Raw genomic sequence first — 18,644 nt, 5'->3', positions numbered from 1 at the left:
TCAGTCGATGTACTCGAACAGCTTGACGATCTTCTGCACGCCCGACACGCCCTGTACCACGGCAGTGGCCGAATTGGCCTCCTGTTGGGTTACCAGGCCGAGCAGATAGACGATGCCGTTTTCGGTAATCACCTTGATGCGCGAGCTTGGCACGGCGCTGTCACCCAGCATCTGGGTCTTGATCTTGGTGGTCAGCCAGGCGTCGTTGTTGCGTGCCAGGATGGAGGAGGGCTGCATCACTTGCAGCTCGTTATGCACTTTCTTCACCCGCTGCACCTGGCCGGCGGTCTGCTCGGCGAGGCTCTTGAGGTCGGCGCGTGGGGTCTGGCCGGCCAGGAGGACGATGCCGTTGTAGCTGCTGACAACAATGTGCGAGCCCTTGTCCAGGTCAGGGCTGGCCTTGGAAATGTTCACCGACGCCTTGGTCTCGATCAGCGAATCGTCGATCTTGCTGCCAATGGTGCGCGTACCGCGATCGTCTTCGATCGGCGAATTGCGGGTAGAGGTGAGTACCGAGCTGCAACCGGTGACGCTCAGGCACAGGGTCAGGGCCATCAGGCCGAGGCGCATAGGGGTCATTCTTCACTCCCGAACAGTTGGCTGTCGATCAGATCGCACAGGCAGTGGATCGCCAGCAGGTGGACTTCCTGGATGCGTGCGGTAACCGTCGAAGGTACGCGGATTTCCACGTCTTCGGGCAGCAGCAGTGAAGCCATGCCGCCGCCGTCGCGGCCAGTCAATGCTACGACAATCATTTCGCGGTCATGTGCGGCCTGGATCGCCTGGATCACGTTGGCCGAATTGCCGCTGGTGGAGATCGCCAGCAGAACGTCGCCGGGCTGGCCCAGGGCGCGAATCTGCTTGGAAAAGACTTCGTTGTAGCTGTAGTCGTTGGCGATCGAGGTCAGGGTCGAGCTGTCGGTGGTCAGCGCGATGGCTGGCAGGCTCGGGCGCTCGCGCTCGAAACGGTTGAGCAGTTCCGACGAAAAGTGCTGGGCATCACCGGCCGAGCCGCCGTTGCCACAGGCGAGCATCTTGCCCTCGTTGAGCAGCGCATTGACCATGACCAGGCTGGCCTGCTCGATGTGCGGTGCCAGGATGTCCATTGCCTGTTGCTTGGTATCGATGCTGGCCTGGAACAGCCGGCGAATTCGGGATTGCATGTCCATCTGGTGACCTTAAGTGGGGCGGTGGCCTTTGCTGCGCGCATCAACGACCAGCCCGCGAAACATAGAGCAAAAAAAACGAAGTGGGTTCAGCATTCGAAGGCGTTTTTCAGCCATTGAAGCGGTCTGCCTGCATGGTGGCTGCCCTGCAGGGCGACTACGTCGAAGCGGCAGGGGTGGTTGCCCCAGTGGGGCGCCTTCTGCAGGTACAGGCTGGCGGCGAGCACCAGCCGTTTCTGCTTGCGCCCGTCGATGCTTTCGAGGGCGCCACCGAAGCACGCGTGCAACCGGTAGCGGACTTCGACGAATACTACTGTATCGGCGTCAAGCATGACCAGATCAAGCTCACCGCCTTTGCATCGCCAATTGCGCGCCAGTAGCTGCAGGCCCTGCCCTTGAAGGTACTCAAGGGCCTGGGTTTCTGCTGCTTGCCCGGCGCTGGTGGGCGACGCTGTTGCCATCAGCGGGCGGTGTCAGGCAGGCGCTTGACCTGGCCGCCGGCGAACTCGGCCCATGGCAGCTGGCGCTCGATACGCTGGTTGGCGTTGATGCTCAGGCTGCCCGAAAGGCCCTGGACGCGGTTGTCCGGCAGCGCTTTCAGCTGGCCCAGGCGCGGCGCCAGGCTGTAGGCATCGACGCCCATGGCGTACAGGCGGCCAAGGCTGCCAGCGGCCTGCGGCCATTGCTGTACCACCTGCTGGCGCAGGCTGTTGCTGGTGTCGAGCAGCCACGGCGTTTCGCAGAAGCGGATGCCGTTCATGTCGTTGTACTGGTTGACGTCACCGCTGGCGCTGTACAGGTTCGAGGTGGCGTATACCGGTACGTCACCGGCGTACTGGAAGTTCAGGGTCGGCTTGATCTGCTGGGCCTGTTGCGGGGTCGAGGCCAGGAAGATGAAATCGATATCCTGGCGGCGCGACGGTTGTGCGGCGATGCTGCCACCTACCGTGCTCTGCAGGCTCTTGGCGCGGCCTTCGCTCTGGCGCAACTGGAACAGGTCGGCGATCTGCTGGGCCAGGGCAACCGGCTGGGCGATGCGCTCGGCGGCGAGCAGGGTGCCGCCATTGCCTTCCCAGTCCTGGCGGAAGGCGGCCAGCACGCGATCACCCCATTCGCCACTCGGCACCAGAGCGACGGCGCGGACCATGCCGTCGGCGCGGGCGCGGCGGGCGACTTCGCGCGCTTCGTCTTCGGCAGCCAGGCCGAACTGGAACAGTTGCGGCGGGGCCTTCTGACCTGCGTCGGCGTAGTTCAGGGCCAGGGTGGTGATCGGCAGTTGTGGTTTGGCGGCCAGTTGTTTGACCAGTGGCTTTTCAAGTGGGCCAATGACCAGTTGCACGCCGGCGGCCTGCGCCTGGTTGTAGAAATCGTCGAGCGAGCCGATGCGCGAGCTGTCGAACACCTGCACCGCAGGCGCTGGCTGACCGGTTTGCTGGGCCTGGAAGTGGGCGGCCATGAAGCCGTCACGCAGGGCGCGCGCAACACCGGCCAGCGGGCCTTCCTGAGGCAGCAGCAGGGCAATCTTGGTCAGTGGCTGGCTGGCCAGTTCCTTGAGCTTGGTCAGTGCCTGCGGCAGTTGCTGTGCAGCAGGGTGGTCCGGGTGCTGTTTGACCCAGGTGTCGATGGCCGCTTGCTGCTGTTCCAGGGTGCCGGCGCTTTTCACGGCGAAGGCCAGGCTGGTCCAGCCGGCCAGGGTCTGATCGTTGGCGGGCTGCTGCAGTTGCTCTGCCGGCAACGAGGCGACCAGGGCCCAGATAGCGTCATTGTTGGCGCTGGCAGCCTGGCCGCTGAGCAGCGGGGCCAGCAGCATGCGCTGTTGCGCGGCAGCCAGGGCCTGGCCGTCGGCTTCCAGGGCGGCGGCGTGCACGTTGTAGGTGCGCGCTTGCTGCTCTGCCGGCAGCTCGGCTACTCGTTGCAGGCTGGGGTGGGCCAGGGCGGTGAGGGCCGCCTTGGGCTGGTTGCGGCTCATGGCCAGCTCGGCCGCGAGGGTGCTGGCGAACACTTGCTGGGCCGGCTTGAGCGTGTCCAGCGGGACTTGCTCAAGAATGCGTGCGGCGCGTGGGAAGTCCTTCTGCTTGTAGGCCAGGTCGGCCGCGCTCAGGCGCAGCAGTGCGGCGTCTTCCGCAGACTTGCTGGAAGCGGCCTTTTCGAGCAGTTGCTCGATGCTGGCGTCCGGGGTGCGCGGCAGTTCGCCCAGGCTGGATGAGGGCGAGCTGGCGCAAGCTGCCAGCAGGGCAGCGAGGCAGAGGGCTGTGAGCAGCCGCAGGCAAGCGATCATGTAAAGGTCCTGTTACTCGATCAAGTTGGCCGGCAATTGTACCCAAGCACTGGCCGGGGCGCGATGTTGCTGTGCTGATCCTTCACTATAGGTGGCTTGCAGCTGATCGCCGGCGAAGTTCTTTGCGCCCTGTTGCAGGCGCTCGGGCTACAATGGCGCCTTTGATCCGAATGACAGGTGTGCGCAGTGACTGATGTGGCAGGGGCTTCGAAATCCACGGTGGGGACGCTGTATGTGGTGGCAACCCCCATCGGCAACCTCGACGACATGAGCGCCCGGGCGCTGAAGGTGCTGGCGGATGTGGCGCTGATCGCTGCCGAAGACACCCGCCATTCGATCCGCCTGCTGCAACACTTTGGCATCGACACACCGCTGGCGGCCTGTCATGAACACAACGAGCGTGACGAGGGTGGGCGTTTTCTCACCAAGCTGCTGGCTGGCGAGAACGTGGCACTGGTTTCCGATGCCGGCACGCCGCTGATTTCCGACCCGGGCTACCACCTGGTGCGCCAGGCGCGGGCTGCGGGGGTGAGCGTGGTGCCGGTGCCGGGCGCCTGCGCCTTGATCGCTGCCCTGTCGGCGGCCGGCTTGCCGTCGGACCGCTTCATCTTCGAAGGCTTCCTGCCGGCCAAGCAGGCAGGGCGCCGGGCGCGCCTCGAGCAGGTGAAGGAAGAGCCGCGCACGCTGATTTTCTATGAAGCCCCGCACCGCATCCTCGAATGCCTTGAAGACATGGAGCTGGTATTTGGTGGCGACCGCCCGGCACTGCTGGCACGGGAACTGACCAAGACCTTCGAAACCCTCAAGGGCCTGCCGCTGGCCGAGCTGCGGGCGTTCGTTGCCGGCGACAGCAACCAGCAGCGTGGTGAATGCGTGGTACTGGTGGGCGGCTGGAGCGCGCCGGAAGGCGAGCAGGCCATCAGTGCCGAGGCCCAGCGAGTGCTCGACCTGCTATTGGCCGAGTTGCCACTGAAGCGGGCGGCGGCGCTGGCGGCGGAAATTACCGGGGTGCGCAAGAACCTTTTGTATCAACTTGCCCTGGAAAAGCAGAAAGCCGAATAGTGGCAGTTTGATATAAATGCCGGTATTGCTTGTTCTTGTGCGCGCGTGCCGGTAACCTTGGCGGCGGAGAGTCGATCGGACAGTCGCTGCCTGTTTTTGTTCCGCAACTTTTTGTTGTGTGAGCAGCAGGGGGAGGAAAGTCCGGGCTCCATAGGGCAGAGTGCCAGGTAACGCCTGGGAGGCGCGAGCCTACGGAAAGTGCCACAGAAAATAACCGCCTAAGCACTTCGGTGCCGGTAAGGGTGAAAAGGTGCGGTAAGAGCGCACCGCACGGCTGGCAACAGTTCGTGGCTAGGTAAACCCCACTCGGAGCAAGACCAAATAGGGTTCCATCAGGCGTGGCCCGCGTCGGAACCGGGTAGGTTGCTAGAGGCGTCCAGTGATGGCCGTCGTAGAGGAATGACTGTCCTCGACAAAACCCGGCTTACAGATCGACTCTCCACCTTTTCCTCCCCTGCTTGATTCGATAGCAGATCCTCTCTGGTAATACCGAAAAAATCTTACTCTTCATAAATCACTTTAACTTCGAACTCCATTTGCTTGCGTGGGTTTGATTTTTCTCGTGTTTTCTTCTGCTGGGTAATCGTTCCACATTCCCTTATCGCGCTAAATCTCGGTCCTGTAAGGCTTTTCCTTATGAACGTGCCTTGACGGTGCTGCGGGCGGATTCCTATAGTGTGCGCAAGTGGCAGAAAGTGGGATGAAGTGGGTTTTCTGGCACAAAAAAGCTAATATTGTGGGGAATCGCAGCCGTGTTCCGCGGAGCCAACGCCGTCAGCCTCGATGCCAAGGGACGTCTCGCCATGCCGAGCCGGTACCGTGACGAGCTCGATTCGCGTTGCAATGGCCAGCTGATCGTGACCATTGACGCCGTTGACCCCTGCTTGTGCGTATACCCCCTCGATGAGTGGGAACAGATAGAAGCCAAGTTGCGAGCCTTGCCATCGTTGCGTGAGGAAAACCGCCGCCTGCAGCGTTTGCTGATCGGTAATGCGGTTGACCTGGAGCTCGATGGCAGTGGGCGTTTCCTGGTGCCGCCCCGCCTGCGTGAGTACGCCAAGCTCGACAAGAAGGCGATGCTGGTGGGGCAACTGAACAAATTCCAGCTGTGGGATGAAGATGCCTGGAACACGGTTTCGGCAGCCGACCTTGCAGCTATTCAACAACCGGGCGCCATGCCCGACGAATTGCGTGACCTGATCCTGTGACCATAGATAGCGGCTTCAACCACATTACCGTCCTGCTCGACGAGGCTGTCGAGGCATTGGCCCTGCGCGCCGACGGTTGCTATCTGGACGGCACCTTCGGCCGTGGCGGACACAGCCGGCTGATTCTCAGCAAGCTCGGGCCGCAAGGGCGGCTGCTGGGCTTCGACAAAGATCCACAGGCGATTGCCACAGGGCAAGCGCTGGCGGCCGAAGACGGCCGCTTTGTCATTGTGCAGCGCAGCTTTGCCGAGCTGGGTGCGGAAGTGGCCGAGCGCGGCCTGCACGGAAAGGTCAGCGGTGTACTGCTGGACCTGGGCGTGTCCTCGCCGCAACTGGATGACCCCGAGCGTGGCTTCAGCTTCCTCAATGATGGCCCGCTGGACATGCGCATGAACCCGGATCAGGGCATCAGTGCCGCCGAGTTCATCGCCACGGCGCCTGTCGAAGAAATTGCCCGCGTCTTCAAGGAGTACGGTGAAGAGCGCTTCTCCGGCCGTATGGCGCGTGCCGTGGTCGAGCGCCGTGAGAAGGAGCCGTTCACCCGTACTGCCGACCTGGCAGAAGTGCTGAAGGTTGCCAACCCTGCCTGGGAAAAAGGCAAGAACCCGGCTACCCGTGCCTTCCAGGGGCTGCGTATCCATGTCAACAACGAGCTGGGTGACCTGGAGGCTGGCCTTGAGGCTGCGCTGGATGCGCTCGAGGTCGGTGGCCGCCTGGCAGTGATCAGTTTCCACTCGCTTGAGGACCGTATCGTCAAGCTGTTCATGCGCAAGCTGGTCAAGGGCGAGGCCGACAACCTGCCACGCAACCTGCCGGTACAGCACAAGGTCTTCGAGCCGAAAATCAAGCTCATCGGCAAGGCCCAGTTCGCCTCCGAAGCCGAGCTCAAGGCCAACCCACGGTCGCGTAGCGCCGTGATGCGTGTGGCGGAGAAGCTGCGGTGAGCAGGCTCTTTGCCAAGCCTTTGCCAGGCGGAAGCTTCCTGATGCTTCTGCTGTTTGTCGGCGTGCTGGTTTCGGCCGTCGCCGTGTCCTACAGCGCGCACTGGAACCGCCAGTTGCTCAACACCCTTTACGGCGAGTTGAACGAGCGTGACAAGGCCCAGGCCGAGTGGGGCCGGCTGATTCTCGAACAGAGCACCTGGACTGCCGCTAGCCGCATCGAAAACCTGGCTTCCGAGCAATTGAAGATGCGCGTGCCTTCGGCTGACGAAGTGCGGATGGTGGCGCCATGATGAAGCTCGAAGGCGCACTCTACCCGTGGCGCTTCCGCGTGGTGATCGGCTTGCTGGCAATCATGGTGGGTGCCATCTGCTGGCGCATCATCGACCTGCAGGTAGTTGACCGTGACTTCCTCAAGGGGCAGGGCGATGCGCGCAGCCTGCGTCATATTCCTATCCCGGCGCACCGCGGCCTGATTACCGACCGCAACGGTGAGCCATTGGCCGTGAGTACCCCGGTCACTACCCTGTGGGCCAACCCCAAGGAAATGCAGGCGTCCAAAGACCGCTGGCCACAGCTGGCTGCAGCGCTTGGGCAAAACCCGCAGCAACTGGTCGAACGCCTGACCGCGCAGGCCAGCAAGGAGTTCATCTACCTGGTCCGCGGCCTGACCCCGGAACAGGGCCAGCACGTACTGGACCTGAAAGTGCCAGGTGTGTACGGCCTGGAAGAATTCCGCCGCTTCTATCCGGCCGGTGATGTCACTGCGCACATGGTTGGTTTCACCGACCTCGACGACCACGGTCGCGAAGGGGTGGAGCTGGCCTATGACGAGTGGCTGGCCGGCGTGCCCGGCAAGCGCCAGGTGATCAAGGACCGGCGTGGCCGGCTGATCAAGGACATTCAGGTAACCAAGAACGCCAAGGCCGGCAAGACCTTGGCGTTGTCGATAGACCTGCGCCTGCAATACCTGGCTACCCGCGAGCTGCGCAACGCCATTGCCGAACAGGACGCCAAGGCCGGCAGCCTGGTGATCATGGACGTCAAGACCGGTGAAGTCTTGGCGATGGTCAACCAGCCAACCTACAACCCGAACAACCGCCGCAGCATGTTCCCGGCAGCGATGCGCAACCGGGCGATCATCGACGTGTTCGAGCCCGGTTCCACGGTCAAGCCGATTTCCATGAGTGCGGCACTGCAAAGCGGCCGCTGGAAGCCGACCGACAAGGTCGAGGTTTACCCGGGCAGCCTGCAGATCGGCCGCTACACCATCAAGGACGTGTCGCGCAGCGAGGGCCCGATCCTCGACCTGACCGGCATCCTGATCAACTCCAGTAACGTCGGCATGAGCAAGATCGCCTTCGACATTGGCGGCGAGGCCATCTACCGGGTCATGTCCCAGGTAGGCCTGGGCCAGTACACCGGCCTTGGTTTCCCGGGTGAGCGTGTCGGTAACCTGCCCAACCACCGCGAGTGGCGCAAGGCCGAGACCGCGACCCTTTCCTATGGCTACGGCCTGTCGGTGACCGCCCTGCAGCTGGTGCATGCCTACGCGGCGCTGGCCAACGACGGCAAGATGGTGCCGCTGTCGATCATCAAGGTCGACAAGGCGCCGGAAGCCGTGCAGGCCATTCCGAAGGAAACCGCCGAAACCGTTCAGGGCATGCTGCAGCAGGTGATTGAAGCGCCGCGTGGCGTGTTCCGTGCCCAGGTGCCGTTCTATCACGTGGCCGGCAAGTCCGGTACCGCGCGTAAAGCCACCGTGGGTTCCAAGGGTTACACCGAAAACGCCTACCGCTCGCTGTTTGCAGGCTTCGGCCCAATGAGCGACCCGCGCTACGCCATCGTCGTGGTCATCGACGAGCCGGGCAAGGGTGGTTACTTCGGTGGCCTGGTTTCGGCACCGGTATTCAGCAAGGTCATGTCCGGCACCCTGCGTTTGATGAACGTGCCGCCAGACAACCTGCCGCCACCGGCACCCGCCGCACAGTCGCAAGTCAATGCAGCAGCCGCCAAGGGAGGGCGTGGATGATGACAATGCCATTAAGCAAACTTTTCGCTCACGCCAGCCGCGACCCGCTGATTCGTGAACTGACCCTGGACAGCCGCAGTGTGCGCCCGGGCGATCTGTTCCTGGCCGTGCCGGGCGCCAAGGTCGATGGCCGCGAGCATATCGCCGATGCCTTGGCCCGTGGCGCTGCCGCCGTGGCCTATGAAGAGCAGGGCGCCAACGTGCTGCCGCTGACCGATGTGCCGCTGATTCCGGTCAAAGGCCTGATCGCGCAGCTGTCGGACATCGCCGGGCGCTTCTATGGTGAGCCCAGCCGCCAGCTGAACCTGGTGGGCGTGACAGGTACCAACGGCAAGACCAGCGTCACCCAGTTGGTGGCCCAGGCGCTTGATGCGCTCGGCCAGCGCTGCGGCCTTATTGGCACGTTGGGTACTGGCTTCTACGGTGAGCTGCAAAGTGGTCGCCTGACCACGCCAGACCCGATTGCTGTGCAGGCGACCCTTTACGACCTGAAAAAGCAGGGCGCCAAGGCCGTGGCCATGGAGGTTTCCTCCCACGCCCTGGAGCAGGGGCGTGTCGCCGCACTGGCGTTCGACATCGCGGTCATGACCAACCTGTCCCGTGATCACCTGGACTACCACGGCAGCATGCAGGCCTATGAGGCGGCCAAGGCCAAGCTGTTCGCCTGGCCGAACCTGCGTTGTCAGGTGGTCAACCTGGATGACGAATTTGGTCGTCGCCTGGCCGAAGACTTTGCTCGCCGCCCGAGTGTCGACCTTGTCGAGACCCGGCTGCTCAGCTACAGCCTGGAAAACCCCGATGCCTCCCTGTTCTGCCGCGAAGCGGTGTTCAGTGACGATGGCGTGCGTGCCACGCTGGTCACCGCCCAGGGTGAGCGCACCCTGCGCAGCCAGCTGCTGGGCCGCTTCAACCTGAGCAACATGCTGGCCGGGGTGGCAACCCTGCTGGCGCTGGATTACGCGCTGGACGAAATCCTGGAGGTCACCCCGCGACTGCAAGGGCCGGTAGGCCGCATGCAGCGCCTGGGCGGCGGCCAAAAGCCGCTGGTGGTGGTCGACTACGCGCACACCCCGGACGCCCTGGAAAAAGTGCTTGAAGCCCTGCGTCCGCATGCCCACGGCAAGCTGTTGTGCCTGTTCGGCTGCGGCGGCGACCGTGATCGCGGCAAGCGACCATTGATGGCCGAAGTGGCCGAGCGCCTGGCCGACCGCGTGCTGGTCACCGACGACAACCCGCGCACAGAAGACCCGCTGCGCATCTTCGACGACATCCGCCCCGGTTTCACCAGGCCTGGCGACGTCGAGTTCGTCGCCGGCCGTGGCCAAGCCATTACGCACCTGATCGCCTCAGCCGCTGCCAACGACGTAATCGTGCTGGCCGGCAAGGGACACGAGGATTACCAGGAGATCAATGGCGAGCGCCATGACTTCTCCGACCTGATCGAAGCCGAGAAGGCCCTTGCAGCCTGGGAGGCTCCACATGCTTAAGCCGATGACACTCAGCCAGCTGACCACAGCACTGGGTGGTCAACAAGTCGGTACTGACGCCACCTTCACCGGTGTCAGCATCGACAGCCGCAGTGTCGGCGCCGGGCAACTGTTCGTCGCCTTGGCCGGCCCGCGTTTCGATGGCCATGACTACCTGGCTGATGTCAAAGCCAAAGGCGCAGTAGCCGCCCTGGTCGAGCGTGAGGTGGCCGGTGTCGACCTGCCGCAGTTGCTGGTCAAGGATTGCAGGGTAGCGCTTGGTCAGCTCGGCGCCCTGAACCGCGCTGCCTTCGACAAGCCGGTGGTGGCCATAACCGGCTCCAGTGGCAAGACCACGGTCAAGGAAATGCTTGCTGGCATCCTGCGCACCCGTGGCCTGGTGCACGCCACCCGTGGCAACCTGAACAATGACCTTGGCGCGCCGCTGACCCTGCTGGAAATCGCCCCGGAGCACAGCGCCGCAGTGATCGAACTGGGCGCTTCGCGTATTGGCGAAATCCGCTACACCGTCGGCCTGACCCAACCTCAGGTAGTCATCATCAATAACGCCGGTACTGCCCACGTTGGCGAATTCGGTGGCCCGGAGAAAATCGTCGAAGCCAAGGGCGAGATTCTCGAAGGCCTGGGCGAGGGCGGTATCGCCATCCTCAACCTGGCCGACAAGGCGTTCGATATCTGGCACAAGCGTGCCGGCAGTCACCGCATCTTTACGTTTGCGCTGGATAACCCGCAGGCGGATTTCCACGCCAGCGCCATCGGTCGCGACGCCCGGGGCTGCCCGTCGTTCACCCTGCACGGGCCTGATGGCAGCGTGCCGGTGCAGTTGAACCTGCTGGGTACCCACAACGTCAGCAACGCCCTGGCCGCCGCCGCCGCCGCCCATGCCGTTGGTCTGAGCCTGAGCGGCATTGCTGCCGGCCTGGCTGCCGTGCAGCCGGTCAAGGGCCGTACCGTGGCGCAGGTCGCGCCGAATGGTGTGCGCGTGATCGACGACAGTTACAACGCAAATCCCACCTCCATGTGCGCAGCCATTGATATACTCGCCGGCTTTTCCGGACGCACCGTCCTGGTGCTTGGGGATATCGGCGAATTGGGGCAATGGGCGGAAGAAGGCCACCGTCAGGTGGGTGACTACGCGCGTGGCAAGGTCGACGCCCTGTATGCAGTGGGTTCCAACATGGCACATGCGGTCAAGGCGTTCGGCGCCAATGGCCGTCATTTCGCTACTCAAGCTGAGCTGATCGACGCGGTTAGCGCCGAAAATGCCAGCGACACCACTATCTTGATCAAGGGCTCGCGCAGCGCTGCGATGGAAAACGTCGTGGCGGCATTGTGCGGTGCCAGCGGGGAGAAACATTAATGCTGCTGCTGTTGGCCGAGTATCTGCAACAGTTCCACAAAGGCTTCGCGGTCTTCCAGTACCTGTCCCTGCGCGGGATTCTTGGTGTACTGACCGCGTTGTCCCTGGCGCTGTGGCTGGGGCCGTGGATGATCCGTACCCTGCAAATCCGCCAGATCGGCCAGGCCGTGCGTAACGACGGCCCGCAATCGCACCTGTCCAAGTCCGGCACCCCGACCATGGGTGGCGCACTGATCCTGTCGGCCATCGCCATCAGCACACTGCTGTGGGCTGATCTGTCCAACCGCTATGTGTGGGTAGTGCTGATCGTTACCCTGGCATTCGGCGCGATCGGCTGGGTTGACGACTACCGCAAGGTGATCGAAAAGAACTCCCGTGGGCTGCCAAGCCGCTGGAAGTACTTCTGGCAGTCGGTGTTCGGTCTGGCTGCGGCCGTGTTCCTGTACAAGACCGCGCCGACCAGCGTCGAGACCACATTGATCCTGCCGTTCATCAAGGATGTCACCATCCCGCTGGGCGTCGGCTTCGTCGTATTGACCTACTTCGTCATCGTCGGCTCCAGCAACGCGGTCAACCTTACCGATGGCCTCGACGGCCTGGCAATCATGCCGACGGTGATGGTCGGCGGCGCCCTGGGCATCTTCTGCTACTTGTCGGGTAACGTGAAGTTCGCCGAATACCTGCTGATCCCTTACGTACCGGGCTCGGGCGAGCTGATCGTGTTCTGCGGCGCGCTGATCGGTGCCGGCCTGGGCTTCCTGTGGTTCAACACCTATCCGGCACAAGTCTTCATGGGTGACGTCGGCGCGCTGGCGCTGGGCGCCGCGCTGGGCACCATCGCCGTCATCGTCCGCCAGGAAATCGTGCTGTTCATCATGGGCGGCATCTTCGTGGTGGAAACCCTGTCGGTGGTGATCCAGGTCGCTTCCTTCAAGCTGACCGGCAAGCGCGTGTTCCGCATGGCGCCGATCCACCACCACTTTGAACTCAAGGGCTGGCCAGAGCCTCGGGTGATCGTCCGCTTCTGGATCATCACCGTGATTCTGGTGCTGATTGGCCTTGCAACCCTGAAACTGAGGTAGATGAGCGTGTCTTTGATCGCTTCCGACCAATTCCGCATCGTTGTCGGCCTCGGCAAGAGCGGCATGTCCCTGGTTCGCTTCCTGGCGAACCGGGGCATTGCCTTTGCGGTCGCCGACACCCGCGAGCAACCGCCGGAACTGGACACCCTGCGCCGTGATTACCCGCAGGTGGAAGTGCGCTGTGGCGAGCTGGACGTGGACTTCCTGTGCCGCGCCAACGAGCTGTACGTGAGCCCTGGCCTGGCCCTGGCCACCCCGGCCCTGCAGCAGGCAGCCGCGCGTGGCGTGAAGCTGTCCGGTGACATTGAGCTGTTCGCCCAGCACGCCAAGGCGCCGATCGTTGCCATCAGCGGTTCCAACGCCAAGAGCACCGTTACCACCCTGGTCGGCGAAATGGCCGCCAAGGCCGGCAAGCGCGTGGCGGTGGGCGGCAACCTCGGTACCCCGGCGCTGGACTTGCTGGCTGATGACGTCGAGCTGTACGTGCTGGAGCTGTCCAGTTTCCAACTGGAAACCACCGACCAGCTCAACGCAGAAGTGGCCACTGTGCTGAACATCAGCGAAGACCACATGGACCGCTACAGCGGCCTGCCGGCCTACCACCTGGCCAAGCACCGGATTTTCCGCGGTGCCCGCCAGGTGGTGGTCAACCGCCAGGACGCCCTGAGCCGGCCATTGCCGGTGGAAGGCCGCCCATGCTGGACCTTCGGCCTCAACCAACCCGACTTCAAGGCCTTTGGCCTGCGTGAAGTGGACGGTGAAAAGTACCTGGCGTTCGAGTTTCAGGCGCTGATGCCGGCGCGCGAGCTGAAGGTGCGTGGTGCCCACAACCAGTCCAACGCCCTGGCGGCGCTGGCCCTGGGGCATGCCGCTGGCCTGCCGTTCGAGCCCATGCTCGAAGCCCTGCGTGAGTTCGGTGGCCTGGCCCACCGTTGCCAGTGGGTGCGCGAGCGTAATGGCGTGAACTGGTACGACGACTCCAAGGCCACCAACGTCGGTGCTGCCCTGGCCGCCATCGAAGGCCTGGGTGCCGATATCGAAGGCAAGTTGGTGCTGATCGCCGGTGGCGACGGCAAAGGTGCTGAATTCACTGCGTTGCGCGAGCCCGTCAAGCGCTTCTGCCGCGCCGTGGTATTGCTGGGCCGTGATGCCGAACGCCTGGCCGAAGCGTTGGGTGATGACGTGCCGCTGGTACGGGTCAAGACACTCGACGACGCCGTGCAGCAGTGTGCCGAACTGGCCCAGGCCGGCGATGCGGTGCTGCTGTCGCCGGCGTGCGCCAGCCTCGACATGTTCAAGAACTTTGAAGAGCGCGGGCGCCTGTTTGCCCAGGCAGCGGGAGGTCTTGCATGATCTTCGGCATCTTCAAGCCCTACCCGTCGCCGCTGATCAGCGGTCGTGGCATCGACCTGGACTTCCCGATGCTCGCCGGCTGCCTGGCTTTGCTTGGCCTGGGCCTGGTGATGATCACCTCGGCGTCCTCGGAAGTGGCCGCGGTGCAGTCGGGCAACCCGCTTTACCACATGTTCCGCCACCTGGTTTACGTGTTCCTTGGCCTGGTTGCCTGCGGCGCAACCATGCTGGTGCCGATCGCCACCTGGCAGCGCATGGGCTTCATGATGCTGCTGGGCGCCTTCGGCCTGCTGGTGCTGGTGCTGGTGCCGGGCATCGGCCGCGAAGTGAACGGCTCCATGCGCTGGATCGGCTTCAGCTTCTTCAACGTCCAGCCTTCGGAAATCGCCAAGGTGTTCGTGGTCGTCTACCTGGCGGGTTACCTGGTGCGCCGGCAGACCGAAGTGCGCGAAACCTGGATGGGCTTCTTCAAGCCGTTCATCGTGCTGCTGCCCATGGCCGCCCTGCTGCTGATGGAGCCGGACTTCGGTGCCACCGTGGTGATGATGGGCGCGGCGGCGGCCATGCTGTTCCTCGGCGGGGTGGGGCTGTTCCGCTTCAGCCTCATGGTGGTGTTGGCGGTGCTGGCGGTGTTTGTGCTGGTACAGGCGCAGCCCTACCGGATGGCGCGGCTTATCACCTTCACCGACCCGTGGTCCGACCAGTTCGGCTCGGGCTACCAGCTGACCCAGGCATTGATCGCCTTCGGCCGTGGCGAGTGGCTGGGGGTTGGCCTGGGCAACAGCGTGCAGAAGCAGTTCTACCTGCCCGAAGCGCACACCGACTTCGTGTTCTCGGTATTGGCCGAAGAACTGGGCGTGGTCGGTTCGCTGCTGACCATTGCACTGTTCGTGTTCGTGACCGTGCGTGCCCTGTACATCGGCCTGTGGGCCGAGAAGGCCAAGCAGTTCTTTGCCGCCTATGTGGCCTTCGGCCTGGCGTTCCTGTGGATCGGCCAGTTCCTGATCAACATCGGGGTGAACGTCGGCCTGCTGCCAACCAAGGGCCTGACCCTGCCGTTCCTCAGTTACGGGGGCAGTTCGCTGGTGATCTGTTGCGCCTGCGTAGGCCTGTTGCTGCGTATCGAGTGGGAGAGCCGCACGCACCTGGGCAGCGAGGAACACGAGTTCAGCGAAAGCGATTTTGCCGAGGAGACCAGTCATGGCCGCTGACGGCAAGAACATACTGATCATGGCGGGCGGCACCGGGGGCCACGTATTCCCGGCCCTGGCCTGCGCCCGTGAGTTCCAGGCGCGTGGGTTTACCGTGCACTGGCTGGGCACCCCGCGTGGCATCGAGAACGAGCTGGTGCCACAGGCTGGCCTGCCACTGCACCTGATCCAGGTCAGCGGCCTGCGCGGCAAAGGAAAACTGTCGTTGCTCAAGGCGCCATTCACCCTTATCAAGGCCGTACTGCAGGCGCGACGCATCATTCGCCAGCTCAAGCCGGTCTGCGTGCTGGGCTTTGGCGGCTACGTGACCGGCCCCGGCGGTGTGGCCGCGCGGCTGTGCGGCGTGCCGCTGGTGATCCACGAGCAGAACGCCCGTGCCGGTACCGCCAATCGGTTGCTGGTGCCACTCTCGGCGCGGGTCTGCGAAGCTTTCCCGAACACCTTCGAGGCCAGCGACAAGCGTCGCACCACCGGCAACCCGGTGCGCCCGGAGCTGTTCATGGATGCACAACGCGCGCCCCTGGCCCAGCGCCGTGCGCGCCTGCTGGTGCTCGGTGGCAGCCTGGGTGCGGAACCATTGAACAAATTGTTGCCTAAGGCCCTGTCCGAAGTCCCTGCCGCGCTGCGGCCAGAGGTGTTCCACCAGGCCGGTAAGCAACACGCGCCAATCACCGCCGAGCGTTATCACGAGGCGGGCGTCGAGGCTCAGGTAGAGCCCTTCATCAAGGACATGGCCCAAGCCTATGGCTGGGCCGACATGGTGGTGTGCCGGGCCGGTGCCCTGACCGTCAGCGAGCTGGCGGCAGCAGGCCTGCCTTCGATGCTGGTGCCTTTGCCCCACGCCATCGACGACCACCAGACCCACAACGCCCAATATCTGGCCCGCGAAGGCGCTGCCTTCCTGATGCCACAAGCGACAACTGGCGCAGCGCAGCTCGCTGAACGCCTGAACGAGGTGCTGATGCAACCCGAGAAACTCAACGTCATGGCAGGCACCGCACGGCGCCTGGCCAAACCTGCTGCAACCAGCACCGTGGTCGATATCTGCCTGGAGGTGGCCCATGGTTGAGAGCCAGAAAGCCATGCCCCAGCCCAAGATGGGTCGTATCCGCCGTATTCACTTCGTCGGTATCGGCGGCGTGGGCATGTGCGGCATTGCCGAAGTGTTGCTGAACCTGGGCTATGAAGTGTCCGGTTCGGACCTGAAAGCTTCGCCGGTGACCGAGCGCCTGGAATCGTTCGGCGCCGAGATCTTCGTCGGCCACCGCGCCGAGAACGCCGCTACCGCTGACGTGCTCGTGGTGTCCAGTGCCATCAACCCGGCCAACCCGGAAGTGGCTACCGCCCTCGAGCGACGCATTCCGGTGGTGCCGCGTGCCGAAATGCTCGCCGAACTGATGCGCTACCGTCACGGTGTGGCCGTTGCCGGTACCCACGGCAAGACCACCACCACCAGCCTGCTGGCGTCGGTGTTCGCTGCCGGTGGCCTGGACCCGACCTTCGTCATCGGTGGCCGCCTGACCGCTGCCGGTACCAATGCCCAGCTGGGCACCAGCCGCTACCTGATCGCCGAAGCAGACGAAAGCGATGCCAGCTTCCTGCACCTGCAGCCGATGGTGGCCGTGGTCACCAACATCGACGCCGACCACATGGCGACCTACGAAGGTGACTTCAACAAGCTGAAGAAAACCTTCGTCGAGTTCCTGCACAACCTGCCGTTCTATGGCTTGGCGGTGATGTGCCTGGACGACCCGGTGGTGCGCGAGATCCTGCCGCAGGTGAAACGCCCGACCGTGACCTATGGCTTCAGCGAAGAGGCCGACATCCGCGCCATCAACGTGCGCCAGCAGGGCATGCAGACCCACTTCACCGTGCTGCGCCGTGACTGTGAGCCGCTGGAAGTGTCGGTGAACATGCCTGGCAACCACAACGTGCTCAACGCACTGGCCACCATCGCCATCGCCACCGACGAAGGCATCAGCGACGAAGCCATCGTCCAGGGCCTGTCCGGCTTCCAGGGTGTTGGCCGCCGGTTCCAGGTGTACGGCGAACTGCCGGTGGAAGGCGGCAGCGTGATGCTGGTCGACGACTACGGCCACCACCCGACCGAAGTGGCTGCGGTGATCAAGGCCGTGCGCGGTGGCTGGCCAAGCCGGCGCCTGGTGATCGTCTACCAGCCGCACCGCTACAGCCGCACCCGCGACCTCTACGATGATTTCGTCCAAGTGCTGGGCGATGCCAACGTGCTGCTGCTGATGGAAGTCTACCCGGCCGGCGAAGAGCCGATCCCCGGTGCCGACAGCCGTCAGCTGTGCCACAGCATCCGCCAGCGCGGCAAACTGGACCCGATCTACATCGAGCGCGGCGCCGAGCTGGCGCCGCTGGTCAAGCCACTGCTGCGCGCTGGCGACATCCTGATCTGCCAGGGTGCCGGTGATGTTGGCGGCCTGGCCCCGCAACTGATGAAAAGCCCGCTGTTCGCTGGCGCCAAGCAGGAGAAGTCGAAATGACCAGCGCCTACGAAAAACTGCACTCGACCCTGAACGCCAAGGCGTTCGGCCGCGTCGCCGTGCTGTACGGTGGCAAGAGCGCCGAGCGTGAAGTGTCGCTGAAGTCCGGCGCTGCGGTGATCGACGCGCTGAGCACTGCCGGTGTCGACGTAGTCGCCATCGACGTGGGAGATGACCTGCTCGATCGCCTGCAAAGCGAGAAGATCGACCGTGCGTTCATCATTCTGCACGGCCGCGGCGGTGAAGACGGCAGCATGCAAGGCCTGCTGGAGTGCCTGGGCATCCCCTACACCGGCAGCGGCATCCTTGCCTCTGCGCTGGCCATGGACAAACTGCGTACCAAGCAGGTATGGCAGAGCCTGGGCATTCCGACCCCGCGTCACGCGGTGTTGGCGAGCGAAAACGATTGTTTGTTGGCCAGTACGGAACTGGGCTTCCCGCTTATCGTCAAACCCGCCCATGAAGGCTCTAGCATCGGCATGGCCAAGGTGAACAGCGCCCAGGAACTGGTCGCCGCCTGGCAGGACGCCGCCAAATACGATTCCCAGGTACTGGTGGAACAGTGGATCCACGGCCCGGAGTTCACCATCGCGGTCTTGCGCGGCCAGGTGCTGCCGCCGATCGCCCTGGGTACGCCGCACGTGTTCTACGACTACGACGCCAAGTACATCGCAAACGATACCCAGTACCGCATCCCGTGCGGCCTGGATAGCGTCAAGGAACAGGAACTGATCGACCTGACCGCTCGCGCCTGTGATGCCATCGGCATCGAAGGCTGGGGGCGACTGGACGTGATGCAGGACGAGCAGGGCCGGTTCTGGCTGCTCGAAGTCAACACCGCACCGGGCATGACTGATCATAGCTTGGTGCCAATGGCGGCCCGCGCGGCTGGCCTGGACTTCCAGCAACTGGTGCTGGCAATCCTGGCTGAAAGCGTGACGACCCGAGGTTAAC

Annotated in this window: 17 protein-coding genes and 1 other RNA gene; 14 read left to right on the top strand and 4 right to left on the bottom strand. The window is 63.7% G+C overall.

All coding sequences use genetic code 11. The features are described 5' to 3' along the window. The 4 genes from ABI582_RS09405 to ABI582_RS09390 form a co-directional block, all read right to left on the bottom strand. A complete protein-coding gene (locus ABI582_RS09405) occupies positions 1-579 on the bottom strand; it encodes a BON domain-containing protein (protein WP_197888787.1) in 579 nt (192 codons plus the stop codon). Next, entirely contained in the window at positions 576-1,169 is a 594-nt protein-coding gene (locus tag ABI582_RS09400; protein ID WP_012274070.1) for a phosphoheptose isomerase, read from the bottom strand. The genes ABI582_RS09405 and ABI582_RS09400 overlap by 4 nt, the downstream gene beginning before the upstream one ends. Before the next feature lie 86 nt (positions 1,170-1,255). Beyond that, entirely contained in the window at positions 1,256-1,627 is a 372-nt protein-coding gene (locus ABI582_RS09395) for a YraN family protein (RefSeq protein WP_016498038.1), read from the bottom strand. After that, on the bottom strand, positions 1,627-3,444 hold the full coding sequence (locus ABI582_RS09390) for a penicillin-binding protein activator (RefSeq protein ID WP_197899229.1): 1,818 nt from the start codon (positions 3,442-3,444) through the stop codon (positions 1,627-1,629). The genes ABI582_RS09395 and ABI582_RS09390 overlap by 1 nt, the downstream gene beginning before the upstream one ends. Positions 3,445-3,630: 186 nt before the next feature. On the opposite strand from ABI582_RS09390, the gene rsmI reads away from it, so the two are divergent. The 14 genes from rsmI (at position 3,631) to ABI582_RS09320 (ending at position 18,643) form a co-directional block, all read left to right on the top strand. Beyond that, a complete protein-coding gene (gene rsmI, locus ABI582_RS09385) occupies positions 3,631-4,506 on the top strand; it encodes a 16S rRNA (cytidine(1402)-2'-O)-methyltransferase (protein WP_442119032.1) in 876 nt (291 codons plus the stop codon). A 67-nt stretch (positions 4,507-4,573) separates the two neighbouring features. Then, positions 4,574-4,949, top strand: an RNA gene (gene rnpB / locus ABI582_RS09380) — RNase P RNA component class A. A 309-nt stretch (positions 4,950-5,258) separates the two neighbouring features. Continuing rightward, positions 5,259-5,714 carry a division/cell wall cluster transcriptional repressor MraZ gene (mraZ, locus tag ABI582_RS09375; RefSeq protein WP_019439042.1) on the top strand — a complete coding sequence of 152 codons (456 nt, stop codon included), beginning with the start codon at positions 5,259-5,261 and terminating at the stop codon, positions 5,712-5,714. Next, positions 5,711-6,658, top strand: a complete 948-nt coding sequence (rsmH, locus tag ABI582_RS09370; RefSeq protein WP_016488970.1) for a 16S rRNA (cytosine(1402)-N(4))-methyltransferase RsmH — start codon at positions 5,711-5,713, stop codon at positions 6,656-6,658. Before mraZ ends, rsmH begins: the two co-directional genes overlap by 4 nt. Further along, positions 6,655-6,948 carry a cell division protein FtsL gene (gene ftsL, locus ABI582_RS09365; RefSeq protein WP_063422309.1) on the top strand — a complete coding sequence of 98 codons (294 nt, stop codon included), beginning with the start codon at positions 6,655-6,657 and terminating at the stop codon, positions 6,946-6,948. The genes rsmH and ftsL overlap by 4 nt, the downstream gene beginning before the upstream one ends. After that, complete coding sequence (locus ABI582_RS09360; protein ID WP_165931618.1) at positions 6,948-8,687, top strand: peptidoglycan D,D-transpeptidase FtsI family protein; 1,740 nt, start codon at positions 6,948-6,950, stop codon at positions 8,685-8,687. Before ftsL ends, ABI582_RS09360 begins: the two co-directional genes overlap by 1 nt. Beyond that, positions 8,684-10,174, top strand: coding sequence for a UDP-N-acetylmuramoyl-L-alanyl-D-glutamate--2,6-diaminopimelate ligase (locus tag ABI582_RS09355; RefSeq protein ID WP_442119031.1), 1,491 nt, complete (start codon positions 8,684-8,686; stop codon positions 10,172-10,174). Before ABI582_RS09360 ends, ABI582_RS09355 begins: the two co-directional genes overlap by 4 nt. Beyond that, the gene (locus ABI582_RS09350; RefSeq protein ID WP_442119030.1) at positions 10,167-11,534 is read left to right on the top strand and encodes a UDP-N-acetylmuramoyl-tripeptide--D-alanyl-D-alanine ligase; all 1,368 of its coding nucleotides are present in this window, start codon (positions 10,167-10,169) and stop codon (positions 11,532-11,534) included. Before ABI582_RS09355 ends, ABI582_RS09350 begins: the two co-directional genes overlap by 8 nt. Next, positions 11,534-12,616, top strand: coding sequence for a phospho-N-acetylmuramoyl-pentapeptide-transferase (gene mraY / locus ABI582_RS09345; RefSeq protein ID WP_016498046.1), 1,083 nt, complete (start codon positions 11,534-11,536; stop codon positions 12,614-12,616). The genes ABI582_RS09350 and mraY overlap by 1 nt, the downstream gene beginning before the upstream one ends. Before the next feature lie 6 nt (positions 12,617-12,622). Further along, a complete protein-coding gene (murD, locus tag ABI582_RS09340; RefSeq protein WP_258657765.1) occupies positions 12,623-13,969 on the top strand; it encodes a UDP-N-acetylmuramoyl-L-alanine--D-glutamate ligase in 1,347 nt (448 codons plus the stop codon). Beyond that, positions 13,966-15,180 (top strand): putative lipid II flippase FtsW, encoded by a 1,215-nt coding sequence (gene ftsW, locus ABI582_RS09335; RefSeq protein WP_016488963.1) that lies wholly within the window; start codon positions 13,966-13,968, stop codon positions 15,178-15,180. Before murD ends, ftsW begins: the two co-directional genes overlap by 4 nt. Beyond that, a complete protein-coding gene (gene murG / locus ABI582_RS09330; protein WP_442119029.1) occupies positions 15,170-16,249 on the top strand; it encodes an undecaprenyldiphospho-muramoylpentapeptide beta-N-acetylglucosaminyltransferase in 1,080 nt (359 codons plus the stop codon). The genes ftsW and murG overlap by 11 nt, the downstream gene beginning before the upstream one ends. Further along, positions 16,242-17,690, top strand: a complete 1,449-nt coding sequence (gene murC / locus ABI582_RS09325; protein WP_338745132.1) for a UDP-N-acetylmuramate--L-alanine ligase — start codon at positions 16,242-16,244, stop codon at positions 17,688-17,690. The genes murG and murC overlap by 8 nt, the downstream gene beginning before the upstream one ends. After that, entirely contained in the window at positions 17,687-18,643 is a 957-nt protein-coding gene (locus ABI582_RS09320) for a D-alanine--D-alanine ligase (RefSeq protein WP_442119028.1), read from the top strand. Before murC ends, ABI582_RS09320 begins: the two co-directional genes overlap by 4 nt. Position 18,644 lies beyond the last annotated feature (1 nt).

Origin of the sequence: Pseudomonas sp. SAS7 (assembly GCF_052112345.1) — a bacterium.
Taxonomy (GTDB): Bacteria; Pseudomonadota; Gammaproteobacteria; order Pseudomonadales; family Pseudomonadaceae; genus Aquipseudomonas; species Aquipseudomonas putida_Q.
The sequence above is the reverse complement of the archived record's forward strand: the minus strand, read 5'-3'. Positions and strand labels throughout refer to the sequence as shown.

Bases quoted from the DNA above. Each gene is read 5' to 3' on its own strand.
- ABI582_RS09395 (WP_016498038.1), bottom strand. From the start codon at position 1,627: ATGGCAACAGCGTCGCCCACCAGCGCCGGGCAAGCAGCAGAAACCCAG.
- ABI582_RS09320 (WP_442119028.1), top strand. From the start codon at position 17,687: ATGACCAGCGCCTACGAAAAACTGCACTCGACCCTGAACGCCAAGGCG.
- ABI582_RS09360 (WP_165931618.1), top strand. From the start codon at position 6,948: ATGAAGCTCGAAGGCGCACTCTACCCGTGGCGCTTCCGCGTGGTGATC.
- ABI582_RS09390 (WP_197899229.1), bottom strand. From the start codon at position 3,444: ATGATCGCTTGCCTGCGGCTGCTCACAGCCCTCTGCCTCGCTGCCCTG.
- ftsW (WP_016488963.1), top strand. From the start codon at position 13,966: ATGATCTTCGGCATCTTCAAGCCCTACCCGTCGCCGCTGATCAGCGGT.
- ABI582_RS09400 (WP_012274070.1), bottom strand. From the start codon at position 1,169: ATGGACATGCAATCCCGAATTCGCCGGCTGTTCCAGGCCAGCATCGAT.
- mraY (WP_016498046.1), top strand. From the start codon at position 11,534: ATGCTGCTGCTGTTGGCCGAGTATCTGCAACAGTTCCACAAAGGCTTC.
- ABI582_RS09350 (WP_442119030.1), top strand. From the start codon at position 10,167: ATGCTTAAGCCGATGACACTCAGCCAGCTGACCACAGCACTGGGTGGT.
- murC (WP_338745132.1), top strand. From the start codon at position 16,242: ATGGTTGAGAGCCAGAAAGCCATGCCCCAGCCCAAGATGGGTCGTATC.
- murG (WP_442119029.1), top strand. From the start codon at position 15,170: ATGGCCGCTGACGGCAAGAACATACTGATCATGGCGGGCGGCACCGGG.
- ABI582_RS09355 (WP_442119031.1), top strand. From the start codon at position 8,684: ATGATGACAATGCCATTAAGCAAACTTTTCGCTCACGCCAGCCGCGAC.
- ABI582_RS09405 (WP_197888787.1), bottom strand. From the start codon at position 579: ATGACCCCTATGCGCCTCGGCCTGATGGCCCTGACCCTGTGCCTGAGC.